At 50.5% G+C, this 21505-nt stretch carries 18 protein-coding genes and 2 pseudogenes; 11 read left to right on the forward strand and 9 right to left on the reverse strand.

Going from position 1 to position 21505, the window contains the following annotated elements:
* Positions 1-247 precede the first annotated feature (247 nt).
* Together EA392_03085 and EA392_03090 are read right to left on the reverse strand one after the other, a co-directional pair.
* Positions 248-562, reverse strand: a complete 315-nt coding sequence (locus EA392_03085; protein TVR40686.1) for a type II toxin-antitoxin system RelE/ParE family toxin — start codon at positions 560-562, stop codon at positions 248-250.
* A complete protein-coding gene (locus tag EA392_03090) occupies positions 553-795 on the reverse strand; it encodes a hypothetical protein (GenBank protein TVR40687.1) in 243 nt (80 codons plus the stop codon). The genes EA392_03085 and EA392_03090 overlap by 10 nt, the downstream gene beginning before the upstream one ends.
* Positions 796-957: 162 nt before the next feature.
* On the opposite strand from EA392_03090, the gene EA392_03095 reads away from it, so the two are divergent.
* From EA392_03095 to EA392_03110, 4 genes are all read left to right on the forward strand, one after another.
* The gene (locus tag EA392_03095; protein TVR40688.1) at positions 958-2523 is read left to right on the forward strand and encodes a glycerol-3-phosphate dehydrogenase/oxidase; all 1566 of its coding nucleotides are present in this window, start codon (positions 958-960) and stop codon (positions 2521-2523) included.
* Positions 2520-4019 carry a glycerol kinase gene (gene glpK / locus EA392_03100; GenBank protein ID TVR40689.1) on the forward strand — a complete coding sequence of 500 codons (1500 nt, stop codon included), beginning with the start codon at positions 2520-2522 and terminating at the stop codon, positions 4017-4019. The genes EA392_03095 and glpK overlap by 4 nt, the downstream gene beginning before the upstream one ends.
* 1 nt (position 4020) lies before the next feature.
* The gene (locus tag EA392_03105; protein TVR40690.1) at positions 4021-4761 is read left to right on the forward strand and encodes an aquaporin family protein; all 741 of its coding nucleotides are present in this window, start codon (positions 4021-4023) and stop codon (positions 4759-4761) included.
* Positions 4762-4845: 84 nt separating this feature from the next.
* Positions 4846-5949, forward strand: coding sequence for a Fic family protein (locus tag EA392_03110; GenBank protein TVR40691.1), 1104 nt, complete (start codon positions 4846-4848; stop codon positions 5947-5949).
* A 26-nt stretch (positions 5950-5975) separates the two neighbouring features.
* On the opposite strand, the gene EA392_03115 is transcribed toward EA392_03110, so the two are convergent.
* Both EA392_03115 and EA392_03120 read right to left on the reverse strand, forming a co-directional pair.
* The gene (locus EA392_03115; protein ID TVR40692.1) at positions 5976-9572 is read right to left on the reverse strand and encodes a hypothetical protein; all 3597 of its coding nucleotides are present in this window, start codon (positions 9570-9572) and stop codon (positions 5976-5978) included.
* 13 nt (positions 9573-9585) lie between these two features.
* Positions 9586-10467, reverse strand: coding sequence for an ABC transporter ATP-binding protein (locus EA392_03120; GenBank protein ID TVR40693.1), 882 nt, complete (start codon positions 10465-10467; stop codon positions 9586-9588).
* A gap of 452 nt (positions 10468-10919) precedes the next feature.
* On the opposite strand from EA392_03120, the pseudogene EA392_03125 reads away from it, so the two are divergent.
* Positions 10920-11120: pseudogene (locus tag EA392_03125) on the forward strand (hypothetical protein).
* A gap of 123 nt (positions 11121-11243) precedes the next feature.
* On the opposite strand, the gene EA392_03130 reads toward EA392_03125, so the two are convergent.
* From EA392_03130 to EA392_03140, 3 genes are read right to left on the reverse strand one after another with little or no spacing between them, the layout of a single operon-like run.
* Positions 11244-11915: a hypothetical protein gene (locus tag EA392_03130; GenBank protein TVR40694.1), complete on the reverse strand. Its 672-nt coding sequence runs from the start codon at positions 11913-11915 to the stop codon at positions 11244-11246.
* Positions 11916-11922: 7 nt separating this feature from the next.
* The gene (locus EA392_03135; protein TVR40695.1) at positions 11923-12510 is read right to left on the reverse strand and encodes a hypothetical protein; all 588 of its coding nucleotides are present in this window, start codon (positions 12508-12510) and stop codon (positions 11923-11925) included.
* 2 nt (positions 12511-12512) lie between these two features.
* Positions 12513-13256, reverse strand: a complete 744-nt coding sequence (locus tag EA392_03140; GenBank protein ID TVR40696.1) for a DUF4136 domain-containing protein — start codon at positions 13254-13256, stop codon at positions 12513-12515.
* A gap of 403 nt (positions 13257-13659) precedes the next feature.
* On the opposite strand from EA392_03140, the gene EA392_03145 reads away from it, so the two are divergent.
* Complete coding sequence (locus EA392_03145) at positions 13660-13974, forward strand: DUF202 domain-containing protein (GenBank protein TVR40697.1); 315 nt, start codon at positions 13660-13662, stop codon at positions 13972-13974.
* A gap of 17 nt (positions 13975-13991) precedes the next feature.
* Entirely contained in the window at positions 13992-15773 is a 1782-nt protein-coding gene (locus EA392_03150; GenBank protein TVR40698.1) for an SLC13 family permease, read from the forward strand.
* A 58-nt stretch (positions 15774-15831) separates the two neighbouring features.
* Here EA392_03150 and EA392_03155 read toward each other — a convergent pair whose 3' ends face one another.
* Complete coding sequence (locus tag EA392_03155) at positions 15832-16587, reverse strand: RluA family pseudouridine synthase (protein ID TVR40728.1); 756 nt, start codon at positions 16585-16587, stop codon at positions 15832-15834.
* A gap of 382 nt (positions 16588-16969) precedes the next feature.
* Here EA392_03155 and EA392_03160 point away from each other — a divergent pair.
* The 3 genes and pseudogenes from EA392_03160 to mgtE all read left to right on the forward strand — a co-directional run bounded on the left by EA392_03160 (position 16970) and on the right by mgtE (position 19322).
* A pseudogene (locus EA392_03160) lies at positions 16970-17224 on the forward strand (XRE family transcriptional regulator).
* Between the two features lie 307 nt (positions 17225-17531).
* A complete protein-coding gene (locus EA392_03165) occupies positions 17532-17873 on the forward strand; it encodes a DUF86 domain-containing protein (GenBank protein ID TVR40699.1) in 342 nt (113 codons plus the stop codon).
* A 90-nt stretch (positions 17874-17963) separates the two neighbouring features.
* Positions 17964-19322 (forward strand): magnesium transporter, encoded by a 1359-nt coding sequence (mgtE, locus tag EA392_03170; GenBank protein ID TVR40700.1) that lies wholly within the window; start codon positions 17964-17966, stop codon positions 19320-19322.
* A gap of 58 nt (positions 19323-19380) precedes the next feature.
* On the opposite strand, the gene EA392_03175 is transcribed toward mgtE, so the two are convergent.
* On the reverse strand, positions 19381-20256 hold the full coding sequence (locus EA392_03175) for a hypothetical protein (GenBank protein ID TVR40701.1): 876 nt from the start codon (positions 20254-20256) through the stop codon (positions 19381-19383).
* A gap of 346 nt (positions 20257-20602) precedes the next feature.
* Between EA392_03175 and EA392_03180 the strand changes: the two genes are divergently transcribed.
* Entirely contained in the window at positions 20603-21505 is a 903-nt protein-coding gene (locus EA392_03180; GenBank protein TVR40702.1) for a histone deacetylase, read from the forward strand.

A 21505-nucleotide genomic window follows, 5' to 3' on the forward strand; every position in this document is an offset into this window, starting at 1 on the left:
TGAAATTGAGGTGATTGCCATTTTTGATTCGCGCAGGGACCCTGGAGAATTGAAGCTATAAAGGCAATGTTTCCTATGTCTGACATTCAGCTATCCGCACTAAATTGCATACTCTGAAGTAATCGACCACTGCTGGAATCGCGTTTTTCCGGAATTTGACCAGCGCGAGAACTTGTTGCCGCTGTTGGACAAGCTAAGGAGTGAGTGGTTGAATTAAAGAGGGAGGTGAAATTTTATCGTACCAGAACTACACTTCCATCATTTTGGTCGGGTTCTGACGGCAATCGAATACATGTGCAACATAAACACAACCGTGCAGTTTGTCAATCCAATAGATGATTTTGTGATGGTTGCAGACGAGGTATCTGAATTCTTGAGGCCGATGCGACAACAATGATTCACGCTGGCCCATGCGTGGGTTTTTCTCTAACAGCATGGACTTTTCAATCAGCTCATTGACTACTCCGTCTGCAACTGAACGATTGGCGGTAACATCATAATAGTCGAAAATATCTTTTAGTCGTTCTTCGGCAAAAGCTGTCCAGTAAACGGCTAACCCCATCGTTTAGCTTTCGATTTAAGCTGTTTGGCAGAAAGGTGTTTTCCTGTTTCTGCATCTTTCAAAGACTGGTCAATATCATCATTCAGTTGCTGCTCGCTCATTGGCTTCAGGTTTTGCTCGTAGCCTAAGGCCTTCTTCTCCCTCAACAATGCCTCAAGTGCTGAAATGAGTTCTTCATTTTGAAGACGAAGAAACTCCTGAACAAAATTTATTTTTCGGGTTTGAATATCCATACCGGCAGTTTAGTGTACTAAGGTAGTTAATTTCGATAAGGATTGAACTTCAAGTTGGTCATGTAGCTCTCAATTTCTACCCATTACCAGCGAAGCTCTGCTTCGTGGGCTCTTATTCCCAACGCTCACACTCCATCCCTTTTCCTACATTAGCACCAGCCTATGAACCGCAACGAGTCACTGCGCCGTTTGAGCGCCCGTACAGGTCCTTTTGATATCGCCATTATTGGCGGAGGCGCATCAGGTTTCGGGGTGGCACTGGAGGCCCTTGCACGCGGCCTCAGCGTGGTGCTGCTCGAAAAAAGCGACTTTGGCAAAGGCACCTCCAGCCGCTCTACCAAACTGCTGCACGGTGGGGTGCGTTACCTCGCCCAGGGCCAGATACGCCTGGTGTACGAAGCCCTCGGCGAGCGCGGACTGCTGCTCAAAGCTGCTCCCCACCTGAGTTCTGTTGTGCGCTTTGTGATACCCGTTTACAGCAACTACGAGCGGTTTAAATACACTGCCGGCCTCAAAGTGTACGACCTGATGTCCGGACGACTGCGCATTGGCCGCTCCCGGTTCGTAACCCGCGAAGATACCCTGCGCCGCCTTCCCAATGTGAAGGAAGAGGGTCTTCTGGGCGGCGTAATCTACCACGACGGTCAGTTTGACGACGCCCGCCTCCTGATCTCTATCGCACGCACCTGTTTCAACATGGGCGCCTGCCTCCTGAACCACGTCAGGGTGAAATCGCTCGTGAAAAACGCCAAAGGACGCATCACCGGACTTACGGCAAAAGACGAGCTCAGCAACGAAAAATACGAGATCAAGGCGCGTATGGTGGTGAATGCCACAGGGGTTTTTGCCGATAAAATCCTCCGCATGGATACGCCCGGGGCACCCCGCAGCATCAAAGCCAGCCAGGGCATACACCTGGTGCTGGATCAGGAATTCCTTGGCGGGCAGGACGCGCTGATGATTCCCGATACCAGTGACGGTCGCGTATTGTTTATCCTGCCCTGGAAAAACAAACTTATTGTGGGCACCACCGATACCCTGCGTGACAAGCCCAGCCTGGATCCCGACGCGCTTGAAGAGGAAATTGATTTTGTGTTGGATAATGCGGCACAGTTCCTCAAACGCAAACCCACACGCGCCGATGTACGATCGGTTTTTGCCGGCCTCCGACCCCTTGCGATGCCCAAGGAGGGTAGCACCAAAACCAAGGAAGTGTCGCGCAGCCATAAGGTCATCATTTCCAATAGCGGACTGGTAAGCATTGTGGGTGGCAAATGGACTACTTTCCGCAAAATGGGCGAAGACACCGTACTGGCATTCTCCAGGATAAGCGGAACTGCACTTCCTCCCCGCAGGTTCTTCCCCACGGCCTTTCACGGAGCAACACCCCACACCGACGACCCCCTGAATGCCTACGGGAGCGACGCCCCGGCTGTGAAAGCCCTGCAGGGCGAATCGGCTGAATGGGCCCAAAAGCTTCACCCTGACCACCTCTATACCGCCGCTGAAGTGGTATGGGCCATTCGCTACGAAATGGCCATGACCATTGAGGATGTGCTCTCGCGACGCATTCGGCTTCTGTTACTCGATGCCCGTGCCGCGATTGAAGCAGCGCCAACAGTAGCCACCATTCTCGCCAAAGAACTGGACAAAGACGCGCAGTGGGTTCAAACCGAACTGGAAGATTTTTACAAAATTGCGCGTAAATACCTCATCCAAAAACCATGAGCCAAAAGCCCACCTATATCCTCGCCCTCGACCAGGGAACCACCAGCTCGCGCGCATTGCTTATTGACCGTGCCGGACGCGTTCACAGCAGTGCTCAACGCGACTTTAAACAGCATTTCCCGAAAGGGGGCTGGGTGGAGCACGATGCCATGGAAATCTGGGCCACCCAAAGCGCCGTGATGACCGAAGCCCTTGCAGCAAAAAATGTAAACGGATCGCAGATTGCAGCCATCGGCATCACCAACCAGCGCGAAACCACCGTGCTGTGGAACCGCCTCACAGGCAAACCCCTGTACCGCGCCATTGTGTGGCAGGACCGCCGCACCGCTCCGCGCATTGCCGAACTGATAGCACAAGGTCATGAGGCCATGATCACGGACAAAACCGGACTGGTTCCCGATGCTTACTTCAGCGCCTCTAAACTGCAATGGCTGCTCGACCACGTAGAAGGCGCCCGGGACATGGCTGAACGCGGGGAACTGGCCTTTGGCACCATCGACACCTGGCTTGTGTGGAAACTCACCGCAGGTGCCGTTCACGTTACCGACGTAAGCAACGCCAGCCGTACCATGCTTTTCAACATGCACGAGCGATGCTGGGACACCGAATTGCTCGATCTCTTCGATATACCTGAATCGGTACTGCCTGAAGTGCGCTCCAGCAGCGAGGTTTACGGGCATACATCGGGGCAGTTGCTCTACGCCAAAATCCCCATTGCGGGCATTGCCGGCGACCAGCAAGCGGCCCTTTTCGGACAGTGCTGCTTTGAACCCGGAATGGCCAAAACCACTTACGGCACCGGCTGCTTTATGGTGATGAACACCGGCTACCAACCTGTGGTTTCCGATAACAAACTGCTCAGCACCGTGGCCTGGGAAATCAACGGCCAGATGACCTACGCGCTCGAAGGCAGTGTTTTTATCGGAGGAGCTGCTGTGCAATGGTTACGCGACAACTTGGGCTTTGTAGGTCATGCTTCCGAAACAGAGCGACTGGCCACCCAGCTGCCCGACAATGAAGGCGTGTATTTTGTGCCGGCCATGGCGGGTCTGGGCGCACCCCACTGGGACGCTAACGCGCGTGGGGCTTTTTTCGGAATCACCAGGGGCACCACCATCGCCCACATGACCCGCGCCACCCTGGAAGCCATTGCCTACCAGGTGCACGACGTGCTGCGCGCAATGGAGGCTGATAGGGGAGAAGCTTTGCGCGAAATGCGGGTGGACGGAGGAGCAGCCGGCAACAACTTCCTGATGCAATTTCAGGCCGATATGCTGCGCTGCACCGTGGCCCGTCCGGAGAACATTGAATCAACAGCCCTGGGCGCTGCCTTCCTTGCCGGACTTGCCGTGGGATATTGGGAGGATTTGGATACCCTGAAAAAAATCTGGCAAAGCGATCACAACTTTGAAGCGACCATGAACCGGGAGCAATCCGATGAATACCTCCGCTTCTGGCACAAAGCTGTGGAGCGGGCTAAAAACTGGTGCGAATGATATGGATACACTTGTAGCTGAATTTGTAGGAACTTCCCTGCTCCTGGCCATGGGTTGCGGCGTGGTGGCCAATGTGGTGCTCACGGGCACCAAAGGGCATCAGGGCGGTTGGATTGTCATCACTACCGGATGGGCGTTGGGCGTGTTTATCGGCGTGGTAGTCGCCGGCCCCTACAGCGGTGCGCACCTCAATCCCGCCGTGAGCATTGCCCTGGCTGCCGTTGGCTACTTTGATTGGAGCATGGTGCCCGGATACGTGGGTGCACAAATCCTAGGCGCCATGTTCGGCTGCGGACTGGCGTGGCTGATGTACCGCGACCATTTCAACATCACCCCAGAATCGGAGCTCAAATTTGCGCCCTTCGCCACCCGACCGGCCATTCGCAATCTGCCCTCCAATTTTTACTCCGAAGCCCTGGGCACATCGGTGCTGATTATCGTAATTCTTTACGCCACAGAGCCCGCCCTTGCCGACGGAACACCCATAGGCCTCGGCGCCCTGGGAGCACTTCCGGTGGCGCTGCTGGTTTGGGTGATTGGTCTGGCGCTGGGCGGTACCACGGGTTATGCCATCAATCCGGCCCGCGATCTGGGTCCGCGACTGATGCACCAAATCCTCCCCATCAAGGGCAAGGGCACGAGCGACTGGAGCTATGCTTGGGTTCCGATTTTGGGGCCCATTGCAGGAGCGCTGATTGCAGCCGGCATATTCATGTTGCTGAGCGCCGGGAGTATGGTGTGATGAAATGAGTCATGAGCCGATTACGCCCTCTAATCGGCTCATATATGGTGTATATCTGAGCCGAATAATGCGTACATTTGGCTCATGCTTTACAACTGGCAGCTACCTGATTGGCCTGATTTCTCTTACAATGAGGACGAAATTATGGGCAATGTTCTCGCGTACACCGAGCGTATGGGAAGGGTGAGTGGCATGGTGAACGCACTTTCTGATGAAGTTGAAGCGGAGGTGGTTATTGCAGCCCTCCTTGCAGAAGTCGTGAAGACATCAGAAATAGAGGGGGAATACCTCAGTCGGGAAGACGTGATGTCGTCCATACGAAACAACCTCGGCATCAACGCCACTCAGCAAATTGTGAGAGACAAGAGAGCCAATGGAATTGTGAAGATGATGCTTCATGTGCAGAAATCGTTTACGCAGCCCTTGAGCGAATCGGAACTGTTTGCATGGCACTACTTGCTGATGGAAGGCAATCAGTACATCAAGGCAGGGGCATGGCGCTCATCTGCCGATCCCATGCAGGTAGTTTCGGGTGCTGCCGGAAGGGAAAAGGTGCATTTTGAAGCTCCACCGTCAGCGAGCGTGCCGAAAGAGATGAAAAAATTCATCCGCTGGTTCAACGATACGGCACCAGGTGGACAGTCGGCCATCGCGTTTGCGCCGGTACGGTCTGCCCTGGCGCACCTGTATTTTGAAAGCATTCACCCGTTTGAGGATGGTAACGGAAGGATTGGGCGTGCACTGTCAGAAAAAGTACTCTCTCAGCACGCGGGTCGGCCGGTGATACTGAGTCTTTCACAGGTTATTGAATCCAACAAAAAGGCTTACTACGCTGCATTGAAAAACGGACAACAATCGAATGAAGTGAGTGCCTGGCTTCGCTATTTTACCGGTGTCATCAAGGACGCACAGCACGCCGCCGAAGAGCAGATTGCATTTGTGATCAAGAAAACCCGCTTTTTTGACGAACACCGTGAAGCCCTTGAACCGCGCCAGCTCAAAGCGCTCAAAAAGATGTTGGACCAAGGACCTGATGGCTTTGAAGGAGGAATGAGTGCCGGGAAATACTCGGGCATCACGGGCGTATCTAAAGCCACCGCCACCCGCGACCTTCAGGAACTGGTAGAAAAAGGAATCCTCGTTCCGTCCGGTGAAGGCAGAAGCCGAAGGTATTTGTTGGTGATTTGAGTTGTGGAGTGATCGACAACCAAGCTCTACCCCTCCACCTTCACGCTTTTCACATTGTCGCTTACCACCCGCTCAATCAGCATTTGCCGGGGGTCGAGTGCCGCTTTTGCCGGAAGACCTTCAACCGTCATTACATAGCGCGCCGGACTTTGGGTAAGACGCACCCGTTTCCATGCCATGAGGTTCTTTTCCTCCTTGTCGCTGTACACACCAATATCAATCCACTCGTGCAGGGGTTGTTCTGTTTCGTTTCCGAGACTGTCGGCATACAATTTACGCGCTTCAAGTTGAAAGGTAACTTCGTAAAGATCGCCGGAAAGCTTGCGCGCAGTAGCTTCTTTCAAACGAAGGTCGTACAGCGTGATTTGCTTGATCCAATCCTCAACAAGGTACGAAAGAGAATCCGCCACACGGGGCTCAAGGTGACGCAGATAATCGAGCGAGCTCGGGTAAGGCGGCTCTGCGTAGGCATATTCTTCCAAAAATGTTCGGAGCGACGCATTTACGCTGTCTTCGCCAATGTAATCCTGTAAAGAATACAGAATCACAGCACCTTTTCCGTAGTGAATATAGTCCTGATTTTCTACCTTGTACAAGGGCAATTCTTTCACAGCCTCCCCGCTCCGGCCCCTCAGGTAGCGATCATAATTGTATTTGAGGAATTTTTTCATGCGCATGTCGTCACCCTGCAAATCTTTCTTCATCACCATTAAGCTGCTGTACTCTGCAAAACTTTCCGTAAGCATGGTACCTCCTTGCATTTTGGCCGGTATTTCCTGGTGTGCCCACCATTGGTGCGCCATTTCGTGCGCAATAACAGCATCCACGATGTTGTTATCGGTTTCATCTTCGAGGTTGATGATGAAACCCAAACTCTCTGAATAAGGCATGGTTCCCGGAAAAGCCTGTGCAAAACCTGCGTAACGCGGAAACTCCACGATGCGCGCCTGTTTGTGGTAATAGGGCCCGAAATGTTCCTCGAAATACTCAAAGCTTCGCCGAACGGCATCAATCATCATGGCCACATTTACATGGTGCGCGTGGTGATAGTACACCTCAATATCAATGTCGCGGTACTTTTCGCGGGCCACCTCGTAGCGGGCACTCATAAAGCTGTAGAAGTTCTGAGATGGTTGATCGAGTTCGTAGTGAAAGTAACGGCGGTCTCCTCCGCTCCATTCCTTTACCAATGACCCCGGAGCCACGGCAATCTGGTCAGAGCTTGTACTGATTACAGAGCTCACATTTACCCAATCGGCCAGACCATCTGTCAGGTAATTGCTCATACATACATGGCCGCAAGGATACTGCAGCGGAGGCATGCGGTCGCGCTCGGGCAGTCCGTATTTCTTCCGGTCGTTTTTACCACTCAACTCCGCTCCTTCGCTGTAGCCCATGGTGGGGAGAATCTCAAAATTATTGAGAAAAGTTCCATTGCGAACGATGTTGGTATTACCCCTTGTGTTTTGAAACCCTTTGGTGATGTAGGCAGTTTTGATGATCATTCTCAGGCTGTCGCCCGGCTGCAGTGCTTGATTAAGCGCGTAAATCTGAAAACCAAGCTCTTCGTCGTTCAACACAAGGTCGGCATTCGGAATGAGTATTTCATTCTTCCACTGCTGATTCAAATTGAAGTACAGCGAATCAATGGGATGATTGGTTTTGTTCAGAAATTGCGCTTCCGCCTCCACATATACATCACGTTTTTCGGGAAAAATGTCAATGTTGTAATGAATGTCTGTGAGCACCGGCAAGTGCCTGTCTTTGTACTGCCTGTATTTCTTTTCGTATTCTACAGACTCCAGCTTGAGCTGCTTGCCACTTTTGTAAGGGTTCAGCACAATGGTATTGTAGTACACCCAACCTGCCACCAGCAACCAGCAAACCCCAACAACTGCAAACGCACGTTTTGCTCCCCCTGTGAAGCTACTTTTTGCCACGAGCCATTTTTCGCGCATACTGCTCACCACGCTGCGGGGCCAGAAGAATCCGGCAATAAAAATCAGCAACACAGCAAACAACACCCAGTAGGCATTGAACCACAAGGTTCCGACCAGCCCCGGACCAAAGCGATTCATGTCTGAATAGAAAATACCCGGTGATTCGCCCGGCAAGAGCATATTACTCTGCCATTCCAAAACACTCATCACAATACTCCAAACCGTAATAAAAAGCAGTCCGATAAAATAACCCACATAACGATTGTTGAGCAGGGTTTGGATGACCACAAAAAGCGCCGCCAGGATGATGTAACCGGGAAGATCATTAACCAGAAAATACACAAGGTACACGTCCAGCTCAATGCGGGTATAACCCCTCAGCAATTGTGAAAGCATCCCTACTAAAATGAATGCAAATTGCAGAAGCACCGCAACACTCACGAGGCTTGCCACCTTTGCAAAAATGCTCACAAAGCTGTGATGCGGGGTGGCATTGATTACTTCGTGAATGTGGCTCATACGGTCGCGCCATACGAGTTCGCCGCTGAAGAAAATAACCACAATAAGGAGAAAGATTCCGGTAGAGCCGTTGATGTCGTCAATGATTTCGTAGGTAACGGGGTAGGTTTGCAGGCCGTAGTATTCATATCCTTGTACCAGGCTGATGACCAACAATAAAATCCCAAAAAGCGCCACTATTTTGAACACCACACTTTTTACAATACTGCGCAGGTTGGCCATGAAAAAGCTGGTGAATTGCAAACGATTAAGCTTGCTGTTAAACTGCGAAAGCACCGTGGGTTTGTCGATCGCAACTTTTTCGTAGTGTGCTACTTCCTGTATTTTAATTTTGCTTTTTCGGCTAAAACGAAGTTTTTCCTGAAAGCGAAAACTCCAGTAGCTTAAAACCGAAATGACAATGCCAAGCGCAAGCCAAAACAAGCGGTTGTAGAGAATGATTCCCTCAAGCGCAGGGCTCAGCGTATTGCGCTCGGCGGGGGTCCAGTACTGCGAATAAACGCTGTAGGTTCTTACCCCGAAGGTATCGGTGATAGCTGCAAGGGTCTTGTTGTCAATATCACTGAGAAGTGTGCCCGATGCGAAGTAAGCCACAATGATGGCCAGCGCACCTACAAAACTGATGATGGTGTTTTTAAACTTATGGGCCAGAAAAAAGATGATGCTTCCGGCAAAAAACATGTTGGGAAGCACAAAGTAGAAGTAGTTGCTGAGCAGGTTGGAAACGTAGAACGGCCCCATTCTTTCGCTGTCCATCCATCCTGCCAACGGACCGATGACACTTCCGAGCCACGCTCCCACAAAAACTCCCAGCAAAGGCAAGGTGCTGAGTAACCAGGCCCCAAGAAATCGCCCCCAAAAAAAGCCGGCTTTGCCAATGGGCAGATGAAAGAGAATCTCATTGAACTGGTTGTTGTGGTCTCGCAAGGCCGCATTGTTGAAAAAGGCTGCCGCGAACAACAGTCCCAAAATGCCCATAATGAGCGTAAACTGGGTCAATACATCGGGGGCGTTGCGGTGCACGTTTCCGATGGCGCCGCCAATCTGCACATTATCACTTGCCACCGCGCCAAAAGCAAACAGGGCAACCATACCGAAAAAGACATAGAGCATCGGGCTTTTAAAGGCCGAGCGCATCTCGAGTTTGAAAAATTCGCTAAACATCTTCGTGGCAGATTCAGGCCGTTACGGCGGGGTTGATTTTCACGAAAAACACATCTTCGAGGTTGGGCTCAACAGACGTGAAACCATCTCCAGGGTGGCTGTCGCTCAACACGTGTATGTGCGGACGACCACCTACCATTTTGTCGCTTATCACGTGGTGCGTGGTTCTGTAGGCATCCACTTCTCCTCGCTCAAGTGCCTTCATCCAAACTTTTCCGCGAAGCTCTTCGAGTACCGAAACCGGGCTACCGCTGTACACTATGCGCCCGAGGTTCATGATGGCCATGGCAGAGCAAAGTTCGCGCACATCATCCACAATGTGGGTACTCAAAATCACCACCACTTCGCGACCTACATCGGCCAGAAGGTTGTGAAAACGGTTGCGCTCTCCGGGGTCGAGGCCGGCGGTGGGCTCATCCACAATAATCAGACGCGGATTGCCAATCAGGGCCTGCGCAATTCCAACCCGCTGTTTCATTCCACCGGAGAAACCTTTTACGCTTTTATTGCGCTGCTCATAAAGATTTACTTTCTGCAAAAGGTACTGCACCAACTCTTTGCGCTCCTTTTTGGCGGCAATACCCTTGAGAATGGCCACGTGATCGAGCAATTGCTCGGCGGTGATGCGCGGATACACGCCAAATTCCTGGGGTAAGTAGCCCAGCACCTTGCGCACCTCGGCAGGTTGTTTCAGAATGTTTATATCGTCTAAAAATGCACTGCCGCTATCGGCCTCCTGCAGCGTTGCCAGCGTTCGCATAAGGCTTGATTTACCGGCGCCGTTTGGCCCCAGCAGGCCAAACATACCATTGCTGATTTCAAGGCTTACATCGTCGAGGGCTTTTACCCCGTTGGGATAGGTTTTGGATAGATTTTCAATGCGCAAAAGAGCCATAAGGGTTGGTTTAAGGTGTCACAATGTAGATGTAAGACGAGGAGAAGTGCCGTTTTACTACACCAAAGGCATAGAATACTGATTAGTGGTGGGGTAGGGTCCACAGTGAGGCATTCGATAGAAAATCATCCTCAAGACACTACAATAGCCACACAATTGTGACTTTAATAAAAAAAATCCGCACGAAGATTTAGTTTCAACCTCCTGCTTGAAAATGAGATGGAGGGTAGTTTGGTGATTAACCACATTGAATTACGAGATTAAACCATCGGGGTACTCTGGCCCGGTAATCTCCTCGTTTTATTCAACAAGCAAAGGCGCTCCTTGCGCGACATGGGCCCGGAAACCGTGGTGGCAGAATTGGGTTAGGGCAAATGGCGACAGGAAAAATTGCAGGATAAGCGGGAAGAACGCTAGCTTCAAGGAGACACCTACCCATATGGGTGATTGGCATGTCCCTTGGCGGCACCACGGGTTATGCCATCAATCCGGCCCGCGACATTGGCCCGCGACTGATGCACCAAATCCTCCCCATCAAGGGCAAGGGCAGCAGCGACTAGAGCTATACGTGGGTTCCGATTTTGGGGCCCAATGCAAGAGCGTTGATTGCAGCCGGCATATTCATGTTGCTGAGCGCGGGGAGTATGGTGTGATGAAATGAGCCATGAGCCGATTACGCCCTCTAACTGGCTAATGATTGAGTTGTATTTGAGTCGATTCAAGTTTAAATTTGGCTCACGAGCCACAACTGGTCATGCCGAGAAAAACGGAAAGCTTTATCCACCGGCGTCGTAGGCATCATCCAGATTCCGGTTGCGGTTTCCGAAACGAAACACCAATCCTCCAGACAAATCACCCTGTACAATCTGGCTGCTCGCTCCTACTCCTACCCCACAACCACTCGCTGAATCGCAGAAAATACCCGCATTACCGTACTGCAAAGGTGCCAGAATACCCACCGAAACACGCAAACCAATCATCTCCGTAAAAAAGTAGTTAAAACCCCCGCGCATGGTAACGGCAGGTCGGATTTCACTGTTTATAGCGGTGGACAAAGGCGTGATTACTCCTATTCCGAGTGCAATCTGCCCGAAGGGATTAAAACCTATTCCATTGTCTCGGCCTCGCGAAACACCCAGTAAAAAGTACTCAATGTTGGCATCGAAAAGACGCTCCCGACCAAACAGCCCGCTCTGCACAAAGTCGATGGTAGATGACTGCCGTGAATATGCAACCAGCAACGCCGAGCCACCTACGCGGTAGCGAAAATCAGCAGAGAATGCGCCCGAATCCTCTACCTTGAGCTTTCCAAACTGATTGTCCACGCGCACAGGCAAGCTGCCTCCAAAGCGATAGCCATAGCTCACTCCTAGTTCCATTTGTGACATTCCAAGCTGTGCGATGAGGGTAAAAATAAGGCCCGCAAAAATGGTCTTTGTATGTTTCATTGTAGCTTTATTTACGAAGCCAATCCAGGCCGATTTTAATACTCCAGAAAGAGGTGGTAAGCAATCCACTACCTTCGGGCAGGTAATGGTATCCACCAGCAATGTGCAAGCCGAGATCATCGCTCAGTGCAATACGAACGCCGAGCTCAGGATTCAGGGCAAATTGCCAGCCTTTTTCACCCACCGAATAAAGGCCAATATCTTCCTGCTGATTTTGATAAGCCACACCAGCACCCAATCTCAGAAAAGGAATCACATCTCCATCGCCGGCAAGATTGTACTGGTTGACAGTTTGAATCGTCAGTATATTAGTGTAGCTCACCATATTGGCGGTGATCGCGCTTGCACCATCGGTTCGGGTAATGCGTCCGAAGTCATGTTCAAAATAGCTCCATCCTATTGCACCACCAAATGAATAGCGATCAGTAATTTGCTTACGTGCCTGATACTGAACATTCCAGAATCCCACGCTGGGCGCAAAATCATGAAACGCTCCATCAGAAAAAGCCAACCCGTAATTGAACTCAGAGTGCCACTGCGACGACGCACTCAAGCTCAGTAGCACCCCCAGTGCAGTTAAAAAACGCTTTGCCATACCTACTTTTTAAGAACTTGTGATTGACTGAACATTTGGCTTAAATTCACTTCAAGACGCGTTGCAATAGAAGCGTCGGAGCCTTGGAGAAAGCCGTTTACCACTCCTTTCCAGGCCACGGGAATTTCCTCTGCCAGGTTGTTTGCGTTGTTCGGATCAGAGAGCGTAACAAAGAGGGTTCCGGTTCGGAAATCGCTGCAAGCCATTGAAGGCGGGTAATACCAACCCCAGCCGCCACCCCAGCCACCGGGGTAATAATCCCATCCTCCCCAATAGCCCCAGCCGCAATCCCAGCAGGGCATAAAGCAAGAAGAGTACTCGGTAGCACTGATCATGGGAAGCATGACCAGGTCTGCGAGCTGCGAAGAGTCAGGCGAAACCCGCTCCCAGCCCAGGTTGATCATGTGTCGCGAGAGCGCCTCAAGAATCAAGTCGTCAAACTTGTGCAGATTGTTATCAGGTTCTCCTTCGCCGATCACAAGCACTGAGTCGGGCAGGGCGAATGTGCTCTTCACCGAAAAGTTGTAATTCACATCATAAGAAGTGTATACAAGATCAAAATCATCTACAAAGTCGTTGGGTGCAGGGCGACATGCTACAAGGCTCAAAAGAACGAAAGCGAAGGCTCCGAAGCGCAAAACCGGGTTCAGTGGCATCATGGTTAAATTAGAATTCGACATAAAACCTATTAGGTTGGCTGATGGTTCAGGTTGCAAATATGTTTTTTTTTCGTGAAATGACCTCATAGTAAATGTCTCCGTTTTCAATAGACATTTATCCCAAATTATGCAATAGGAGGAGCGAGTAGCTCCGAACTACTTGCATGAGTTGCCCCGAAAGCTTTCGCACCAATTGACCTGCCTGCCTTCAAGAACTTATGACGGCACGCGGGAAAAATCTCTACTCAGCCCCGGGCATTGATGGTATTACCGATCTGGACGCAGCACTTGTGCTTGATGTACTGCTCTAATGCGTAACCGAGGCCGAGGGCAGGCGTGCGGCTACCTGCTGTTTTCAAAGCTAAAGACCCGAGCACGGGTAGCTTGATGAAATCTTCAGCAATGAAATCCCTGCCGTCCTGATTTCAACCCATGAAACCTTGAAAAAAAGGTTAATTATCTTACTTTTAGCCTTGAAATAAGAATCACTATGCTGAAAAATGTATTGAAACTCAAATATGAATTCCAGAACAAGGAGGAGATCATACTGCGAGATTTCCTGGCACTTGAGCGCACCCGGCTGGCCAATGAACGCACCTTGCTAACCTATCTTAGAACATCACTGTACATGGTACTCGGTGGTCTGGGTATACTACAATTGCGCGACTTTGAAAACATCCGATGGCTGGGTTTTGTGGCTTTGGGATTGAGCGTAGTCTTTGTTGCCATTGGGGTTGTTCGTTTTTACAATCTGAAGCAGGGGTTGCGTGAGTACTACCAAACCACCGGAAGACCTCAGCCCTAAACCAATATAGCCTACTGATGAGTACCGAAACCCTTATTGTTTTCATTGTACTCTTGCTCACCCTTGTAGCATTTATCTGGGGGCGCTTTCGTCACGACATCGTTGCCATCAGCAGTTTACTTATACTCATCGTCACCGGCAATATTGAACCTGAACGCGCTTTTGAGGGTTTCGCGCATCCTGCTGTAATTACCGTGGCAGCCGTGTTGATAGTAAGCGCCGGATTAAAGCACTCAGGACTTATTGATGTGATCGGGAAACTTCTTACACGCATTGGAGACAAACCCACTCTACAGGTAGCAGCCTTGTGCGCGATGGTTTGTGTGGCCTCCGCCTTTATGAACAATGTGGGTGCACTTGCCGTGCTCATGCCCGTGGCCATACACATGGCCCGTAAAAGCGGGCGTCCACCATCGCTTCTACTGATGCCTCTTGCCTTCAGTTCATTGCTGGGTGGCATGATTACGCTCATCGGTACACCGCCTAACATTATCATTGCTGCTTACCGCGGAGATGAAGCGGGGAAATCTTTCTCCATGTTTGACTTTGCGCCAGTTGGGATGGGTTTGGCCATTGTCGGACTACTTTTTATTGTGCTCATTGGATGGCGGCTCATACCCCGAAGAGAGGGTGCGGGCAAAAACCAGCTCAGCTTTGAAATTGACGATTATATCACCGAAGTGCGGGTTACCAAAGACTCAAAAATTCTTGGTCTGAACGTGAACGAATTAAACGATACGAGCAAAAGCGAAGTAATATTGCTGGGGTTTATTAGAGACAATCGGCTGATGCACGCACCCAGTAAGTGGAACAAACTACGCGAAGGCGACATTCTGATTATTGAAGCCGATTCGGATGAGCTGAAGAAGTTTGTAAACGATTCGGGTACAGAAATGGTGGGCACCGATTTGCTGAGAAAAGATGCGGAGGGATCTGACGAACTGCGCGCTTTTGAGGTGGTGGTGATGAACGATTCACCCATTGTAGATCGCACAGCTTCGGGCCTTCAGTTGCGCGAACGATACGGGGTAAACCTGCTCGCACTTGCACGCAGCAACATCCAGCGACGCAAACGCATTGACCATATGCAATTCAAGCCCGGTGATGTACTGCTTATACAAGGCTATGCACAAGGTATTGATGAAACAGTTGCTGAAATGGGTTGTTTGCCCCTGGCGGATCGCAACTTTACCATCGGTAAAAAGCAGAATATCATCCTTGGCGTAGGTATTTTTGCAGCAGCCATCGCCACAGTATTGCTGGGTTGGCTGAATGTTGAAATCGCCTTTATGGGTGCGGCGCTCGGAATGGTTCTAACACGTGTTCTTCCCATACGACATATCTATACGAGTGTAGACTGGCCGGTGATTGTTTTGCTCGGAGCGATGATTCCCGTAGGTGCGGCACTGGAAGACAGCGGAGGGGCAGAATACATTGCCTCGCTGATGCTGGATGTAGGACATCAACTCCCGACCTGGGGATCCATCGCTGCTCTGCTCGTCACTACCATGTTGCTGAGCAATGTCATCAACAACGCCGCCACTGCTGTGCTGATGGCGCCCATAGCCATCGGTTTGGCGTCGGGGCTCAACCTCAGCAGTGATGCCTTTCTCATGACTATTGCCATTGGTGCATCGGCCACCTTTCTCACTCCCATCGGGCACCAAAGCAATACCTTGATTATGGGCCCCGGGGGCTACAAATTCCGGGATTTTCTCAATATGGGCATCCCGATGACCATCCTCGTCGCAGCACTGGCGGTTCCGCTCATTATGTATTTCTGGCCAGCTAATCTCTGACCCATATACTCACCGACACCGAATTGGATATTTTTTAACGTCCCGGCCTTTCATGCCCCTATCGCAACAAAAAGCGATCATATTTCTGAGGCACTTGCGCTTTCACCTCTAATTCTGTTCCAGTTACCGGATGCACAAAACGAAGCATTTCTGAATGCAGGAAAAGCCCCTTTCCTCGGAGGGTAGATTCGCCTGCGTACCGAAGATCACCCAACACAGGGCAACCCAATGAAGCCATGTGAATCCGCAATTGGTGTCGTCTGCCCGTATAGGGAACCAGACGCAGCAAATGAAGCTGCCCAAATCGCTTGGAATCTAATGAATACACAACCTCGTAGGCCGAATGGGCCGGTTTTTCGGCGATTGGGAGATGTATTTCGCCTTCGGGATTTATACTCCCGGCCACCACGGCCACGTAACGCTTTTCAATCTGCCGGTCCTCAAACATTTTATTCAGCGCTGCCAACGTCTTTTGCGTTTTGGCCACCAACAAGGCCCCGCTTGTGGGAAAGTCCAAACGGTGAACCGGCTCCGGGTGCAGCAGGGCATCCGGCATGGTGGATTGCGAAAGATTACCGGGCAGTGCGTTCTCCAGCGTACGACGTTGGTTTCCACTTACAGCGATTCCGGCGGGCTTCACAACGACCGCGAGGTATTCATCTTCGAAAAGCACCTCAAGCTTCAGCGCAAATTGCGGCTTGTTAACCACTTCCGGACGGCGTAGCTCAACGCTTTCACCACCATGAATCCAGCGACCGGTGTCTGCCACTTCACCATTTACAAGCACCCAACCGCGGTCAATGGCTTTTTTCATGCCCTTGCGCGAGGGTATGGCCTGAAACCAACCCGCACAGATATCCGAAAGCCTGCGTGGCTCAGCTAAGGGCGGCACATGGTATTGTTCTGGTTGAGGCAATGGTATTCTGCAATTTGATTGCGAAAGTTGCGCACTGGAGAGTAGTAGAATATGGAGGGCTTGGAGGTGGTGTAACAAAAAGCGTGTAAAAAGCAGCCGAATCTTCTGGTGGTTTTTCAAAGTTAAAGATTTTATTGGTGTGGTAAGTCCTGAAAGGAATCATGCCAGGAGTTTTTCACGCACTTTGACCATGCCTCAGAACTTTGTATTTTTGACATGATTTGTCAAAAAACAAGAAAACGTGTCTGCACACAAGAACATAGAGAGCTTTGGTGAAACCATCAGAAGGCTGCGCAAGGAACGGCGTCTACCCTTGAGAGCGGTGGCTACCGGGTTGGGAATTGACCAGGCGGTGTTGAGCAAGATTGAGCGCGGACAGCGGCGTGCAACCAGAGATCAGGTAAACGCTCTTGCTGACTTTTTCGAAGTCAACCGGAAAGATTTAGCCACGTTGTGGCTTACGGACAAACTGGTGTATGATTTGGCTGAAGAAGATCTCGGGCCTGAAGTACTGCAATTGGCAGCGGAGAAAATGGCCGTTTATGTACAGAGCAAGGGCAGTTTGGCCGGACTAACATCGGATATAGTCAAGGTATTGCGAAAAGATGGAAGGGTTGCAAAGGCTTGGATATACGGCTCAACCGCTACCCTTCAAGCCAAACCGGAAAGCGACGTGGACATCATTGTAGAATTGAACGATGCGAAAAAATACTCGATGTTCGACTTGCTCGATATTGCTCACATCATCGAGCAAAAAATCAACAGGAAAGTTGATCTGGCTGAAAAAGGCCAGTTGAAAGATTTTGCATTCAAGACGGCAAGGCATCAACTTCAAAAAATCTATGGATAAGCCCACCCCCAAAGAAAGATTGGAGCATGTGCTGGAAGCTATTCGTCTTATCAGATTGTTTGTGGCCGACGTATCTGAAGAACAATTCCTGCAAGACGAAAAAGTGCAGAGCGCTGTGCAATACCAATTTCTGATTATTGGTGAAGCCATTAAGCACATTGACGAAGAAATGCTGGCTCGCTACGACTATCCATGGCACATCCCCCGCTCTTTCAGAAACTTTATCATTCACGTGTATCATGGCATCAAACTGGAGCGGGTGTACTACGCAGCGCATGACCTCGACCAACTGGTAAGTGTCATCAAGATGATGGTAAAGTCCGAGTACCGGTAATTAGAGGCAAAGTGCAACTGGCGCAATCACTTTTCCTAATTTCGGGGCTTAACACCCAAGTGCCAAAGCCATCATCAAAAAACTCCGTTTATGACCGTTGACACAACCCCACAACTCAATGAATCTCAAATTCGGGAGCTGATTGATAGGAGCGAACTGTTTGCGCTTCGCCGCCAGTTAATGGAACTTGACGCCCTGGAAGTAGCCCGACTGATTGACGAATTACCTGCGGAACTCGATGTGGTTGTATTCAGGCTGCTGCCCCGCGAAGAAGCTGCTGAGACCTTCCAGTTGATGGATGCCGACAAGCAGAAATCATTGATAGAGGAGCTGGCAACCAGGCAACAACTGCTGGCCAACCTGCTCAACGACCTGAATCCCGACGACCGCACCGCGCTGTTGGAGGAAATGCCCGCCGCTGTTACCCAGCGCCTTTTGCGCATGCTGGAGCCCGAAAACCGAAAAATAGCCACCCAACTTCTCGGGTATCCCGATGAGAGTATCGGTCGTCTGATGACCACCGATTTTGTGGCGGTAAGGCCCGATTTTACTATTCGTCAAACCCTGGAGCACATTCGCAAATTTGGCAAGGACAGCGAAACGCTCAACGTGATTTACGTGACCGACGAAAACTGGAAACTGCTCGACGACCTTCGGGTACGCGAAATCCTGCTGGCAAATCCTGAAGAACGCATTCAGGACTTGATGGACGAGAAATTTGTTGCACTCGAAGCCAGCGAAGATCAGGAAAACGCCATCCGCGTGTTTCGCGACTACGACCGCGTGGCCCTGCCTGTAACCGACTCACGCGGAATTCTGCTGGGTATTGTAACGGTGGACGACGTGCTCGATGTGGCCGAAGAAGAAGCCACCGAAGACTTTCACCGCTTTGGCTCGATGGCAGCAGGAGTGTTGAACCCCTTAAAAAGCAGGATTTTTGAGATTTATCGCAAACGCGTATTCTGGCTCTCCGTGCTGGTGTTTATGAACGTGTTTTCCGGTGCGGCGATTGCATCTTTTGAGGAAACCATAGCAGCCATGGTATCACTGGTTTTTTTTCTGCCTTTACTTATTGACAGCGGCGGAAACGCAGGAGCCCAATCGGCCACCCTTATTATTCGCGCCCTTGCTACCGGTGAGGTAGAAATGAAGCACTGGTTAAAACTCATGGGGCGCGAGTTGGTGGTTGCTTTGCTCCTGGGGCTTACGATGTCGGTGGCAGTGGCTTTGGTAGCGAGTTTTCGAGCTCCGGAAATCATTCTGGTGGTGAGTCTTACCATGGTGTCTATTGTGATTACCGGTAGTTTGATTGGGCTCACCCTGCCTTTTGTTTTCACCCGCTTTGGAGTAGATCCTGCTACGGCCAGCGCTCCGCTGATTACCTCGCTGGCGGATATCAGTGGTGTGATTATCTACTTTTCGATGGCCACATGGTTGCTGGCGAAGTAGTGCACAAAAAACCCCCCGAAAGCAAGCCTCCGGGGGGTTGAAATGCTTCAATCACTGATTAATCACAATCTACTTCTCTCAAGAGATCCAGATGGATTCCGTAGAAGTTAAAGGCAGAAACAGTAACCATGAGCTGGTCGCCTTTGTACGTGTTGAATAAGCCTGGAGCAGGGTTGTTTGAGGGCGGTGTATTCATGTAACCCTGAATTTTTACAGATTCACTCTTTTCTGTATTCAACATAAAGCCTTCGTTGAGCGTAATGGTAATGGTTACCATACCACCCATAACCTCTGAGAGGTTAACAGTTCCGGCGTTGTGGTGCTGACCTGCATAAAGAATCACATCACCGGCCTCATAAGGCGTGTATGTAGCCCAGTTACCTTTTGGGCGGTAGCGGGGTCCATCGGCCCAGGCAGTCTCATCCTGGTAACAAGGGTCATCTTCATCATCACAAGGCACCAGATCATAGCAGAAGGTAAGGTTGCTGAGCCCGTAAGGCGTGCCCGTATTAGGGTTGATTGGCGCGGTAATGCCCGCGTCGCTGCTACCTCCTTCGGGATAGTAGTACACGTGAGCACTGGGGCCGCCCTTTACGATTACGGCCATGTCACCAATACACAGTTCACCATCGGGATCGGTATAGCTCCAGTTTACATGGATACCATCTGTCGACACGTCAAACCCGGCTGGCCACTCACCTTCAAAAACACCACCTTCGTAGTCAATTTTCCCGCTTGAGAGCGAATAATCACCCGCTTCTTCACACGTTACATTGCCTCCGGGATTCTCTCCGGTGATCACTACAGGAGGAAGTGCCATCGATTTGGCAACAGGAGTCGAAACACCACTCTGAGGATTCAGAACTTCGTCTCGATCTTTAGAACAAGCAACAGCTATGGCAGCCATTGCGAAAAACAAAACCGCTTTTTTCATTTTCAATTGAATTAGTTAGAATTTTAATTAGCCCAACTCTTCGATAAAAAGAGATAATACAAAGATCAGTAAAAGTATTTGTTCGACGAATGGCTTTAATTAGGTTTTTAAATGACCAAAATCAACACGTTCAAGTCCAATTCTTCAAAAGCTGCATGAATACTATAAAAGTAGAAAATACTATTTACCACACATGAGGAAAAAACTCTAAAAATCAGGTGAAAACACTCCCAATATGTCATTAAACTTGAGAGATTATTGCTGAAATCCGGAACATAACGAGATACACCTTCGCTTTCGAATACTTTTGGCAAACAAAGCTTGATGTCGATTGTAATTTTGCGGTATGTTCAAAATAGCTTGGTCACCCATCTATCATCACCCGCTTCCCGACGGGCACAAATTCCCGATGGAGAAATACAGCCTGCTTCCCGAGCAGTTGGTGTATGAAGGAACCGTGTCTGAAAGGAGCTTCTTTACCCCGGAAAGGGTAGCTGAAAAAGACCTCTTGCGGGTACACGACGAAAACTACTGGCACCGGCTGAAGAACCTTGAACTCACCGCTCAGGAGCAGCGCCGCTCCGGTTTTCCGCACTCACACCAACTGATTGAGCGCGAGCAATGCATTATGCAAGGCACCTTGCAAGCTGCCCGTTTTGCCATGGAATTCGGCGCGGCCGCCAATATTGCCGGAGGAACGCACCACGCCTACACCAACCGCGCAGAGGGCTTTTGCCTGTTGAATGACATCGCCATTGCGGCCAGATTTCTGCTCGATCAGCAGCTGGCCACAAAGGTATTGGTGGTAGATCTGGATGTGCACCAGGGAAATGGCACCGCTGAGATTTTTCGCAATGAATCCACAGTTTTCACCTTCAGCATGCACGGGCGCGACAACTACCCGCTGCACAAAGAACAAAGCGATTTGGACGTTCACTTGCCCAAAGGCATTCAGGACGATGCCTACCTCAAGCTCCTTCGTCAACACCTGCCCCGTATTATGGACTCCTTTCAACCCGACTTTGTGTTTTACCAATGTGGCGTGGATGTGCTGGCCTCTGACAAACTGGGTCATCTCGGATTGACCATACAGGGCTGCCGCCAACGTGACGCAGAAGTCATTTCGCGCTGCCATCAACATAACTTACCGCTGGTGATCAGCATGGGAGGAGGCTACAGCGAGCGGATTGCCGATATTGTAGAAGCTCATGCAAATACCTATCGGCTGATTGCCGAAACATACTTTTGA

The organism is Cryomorphaceae bacterium, assembly GCA_007695365.1.
Taxonomy (GTDB): domain Bacteria; phylum Bacteroidota; class Bacteroidia; order Flavobacteriales_D; family SKUL01; genus SKUL01.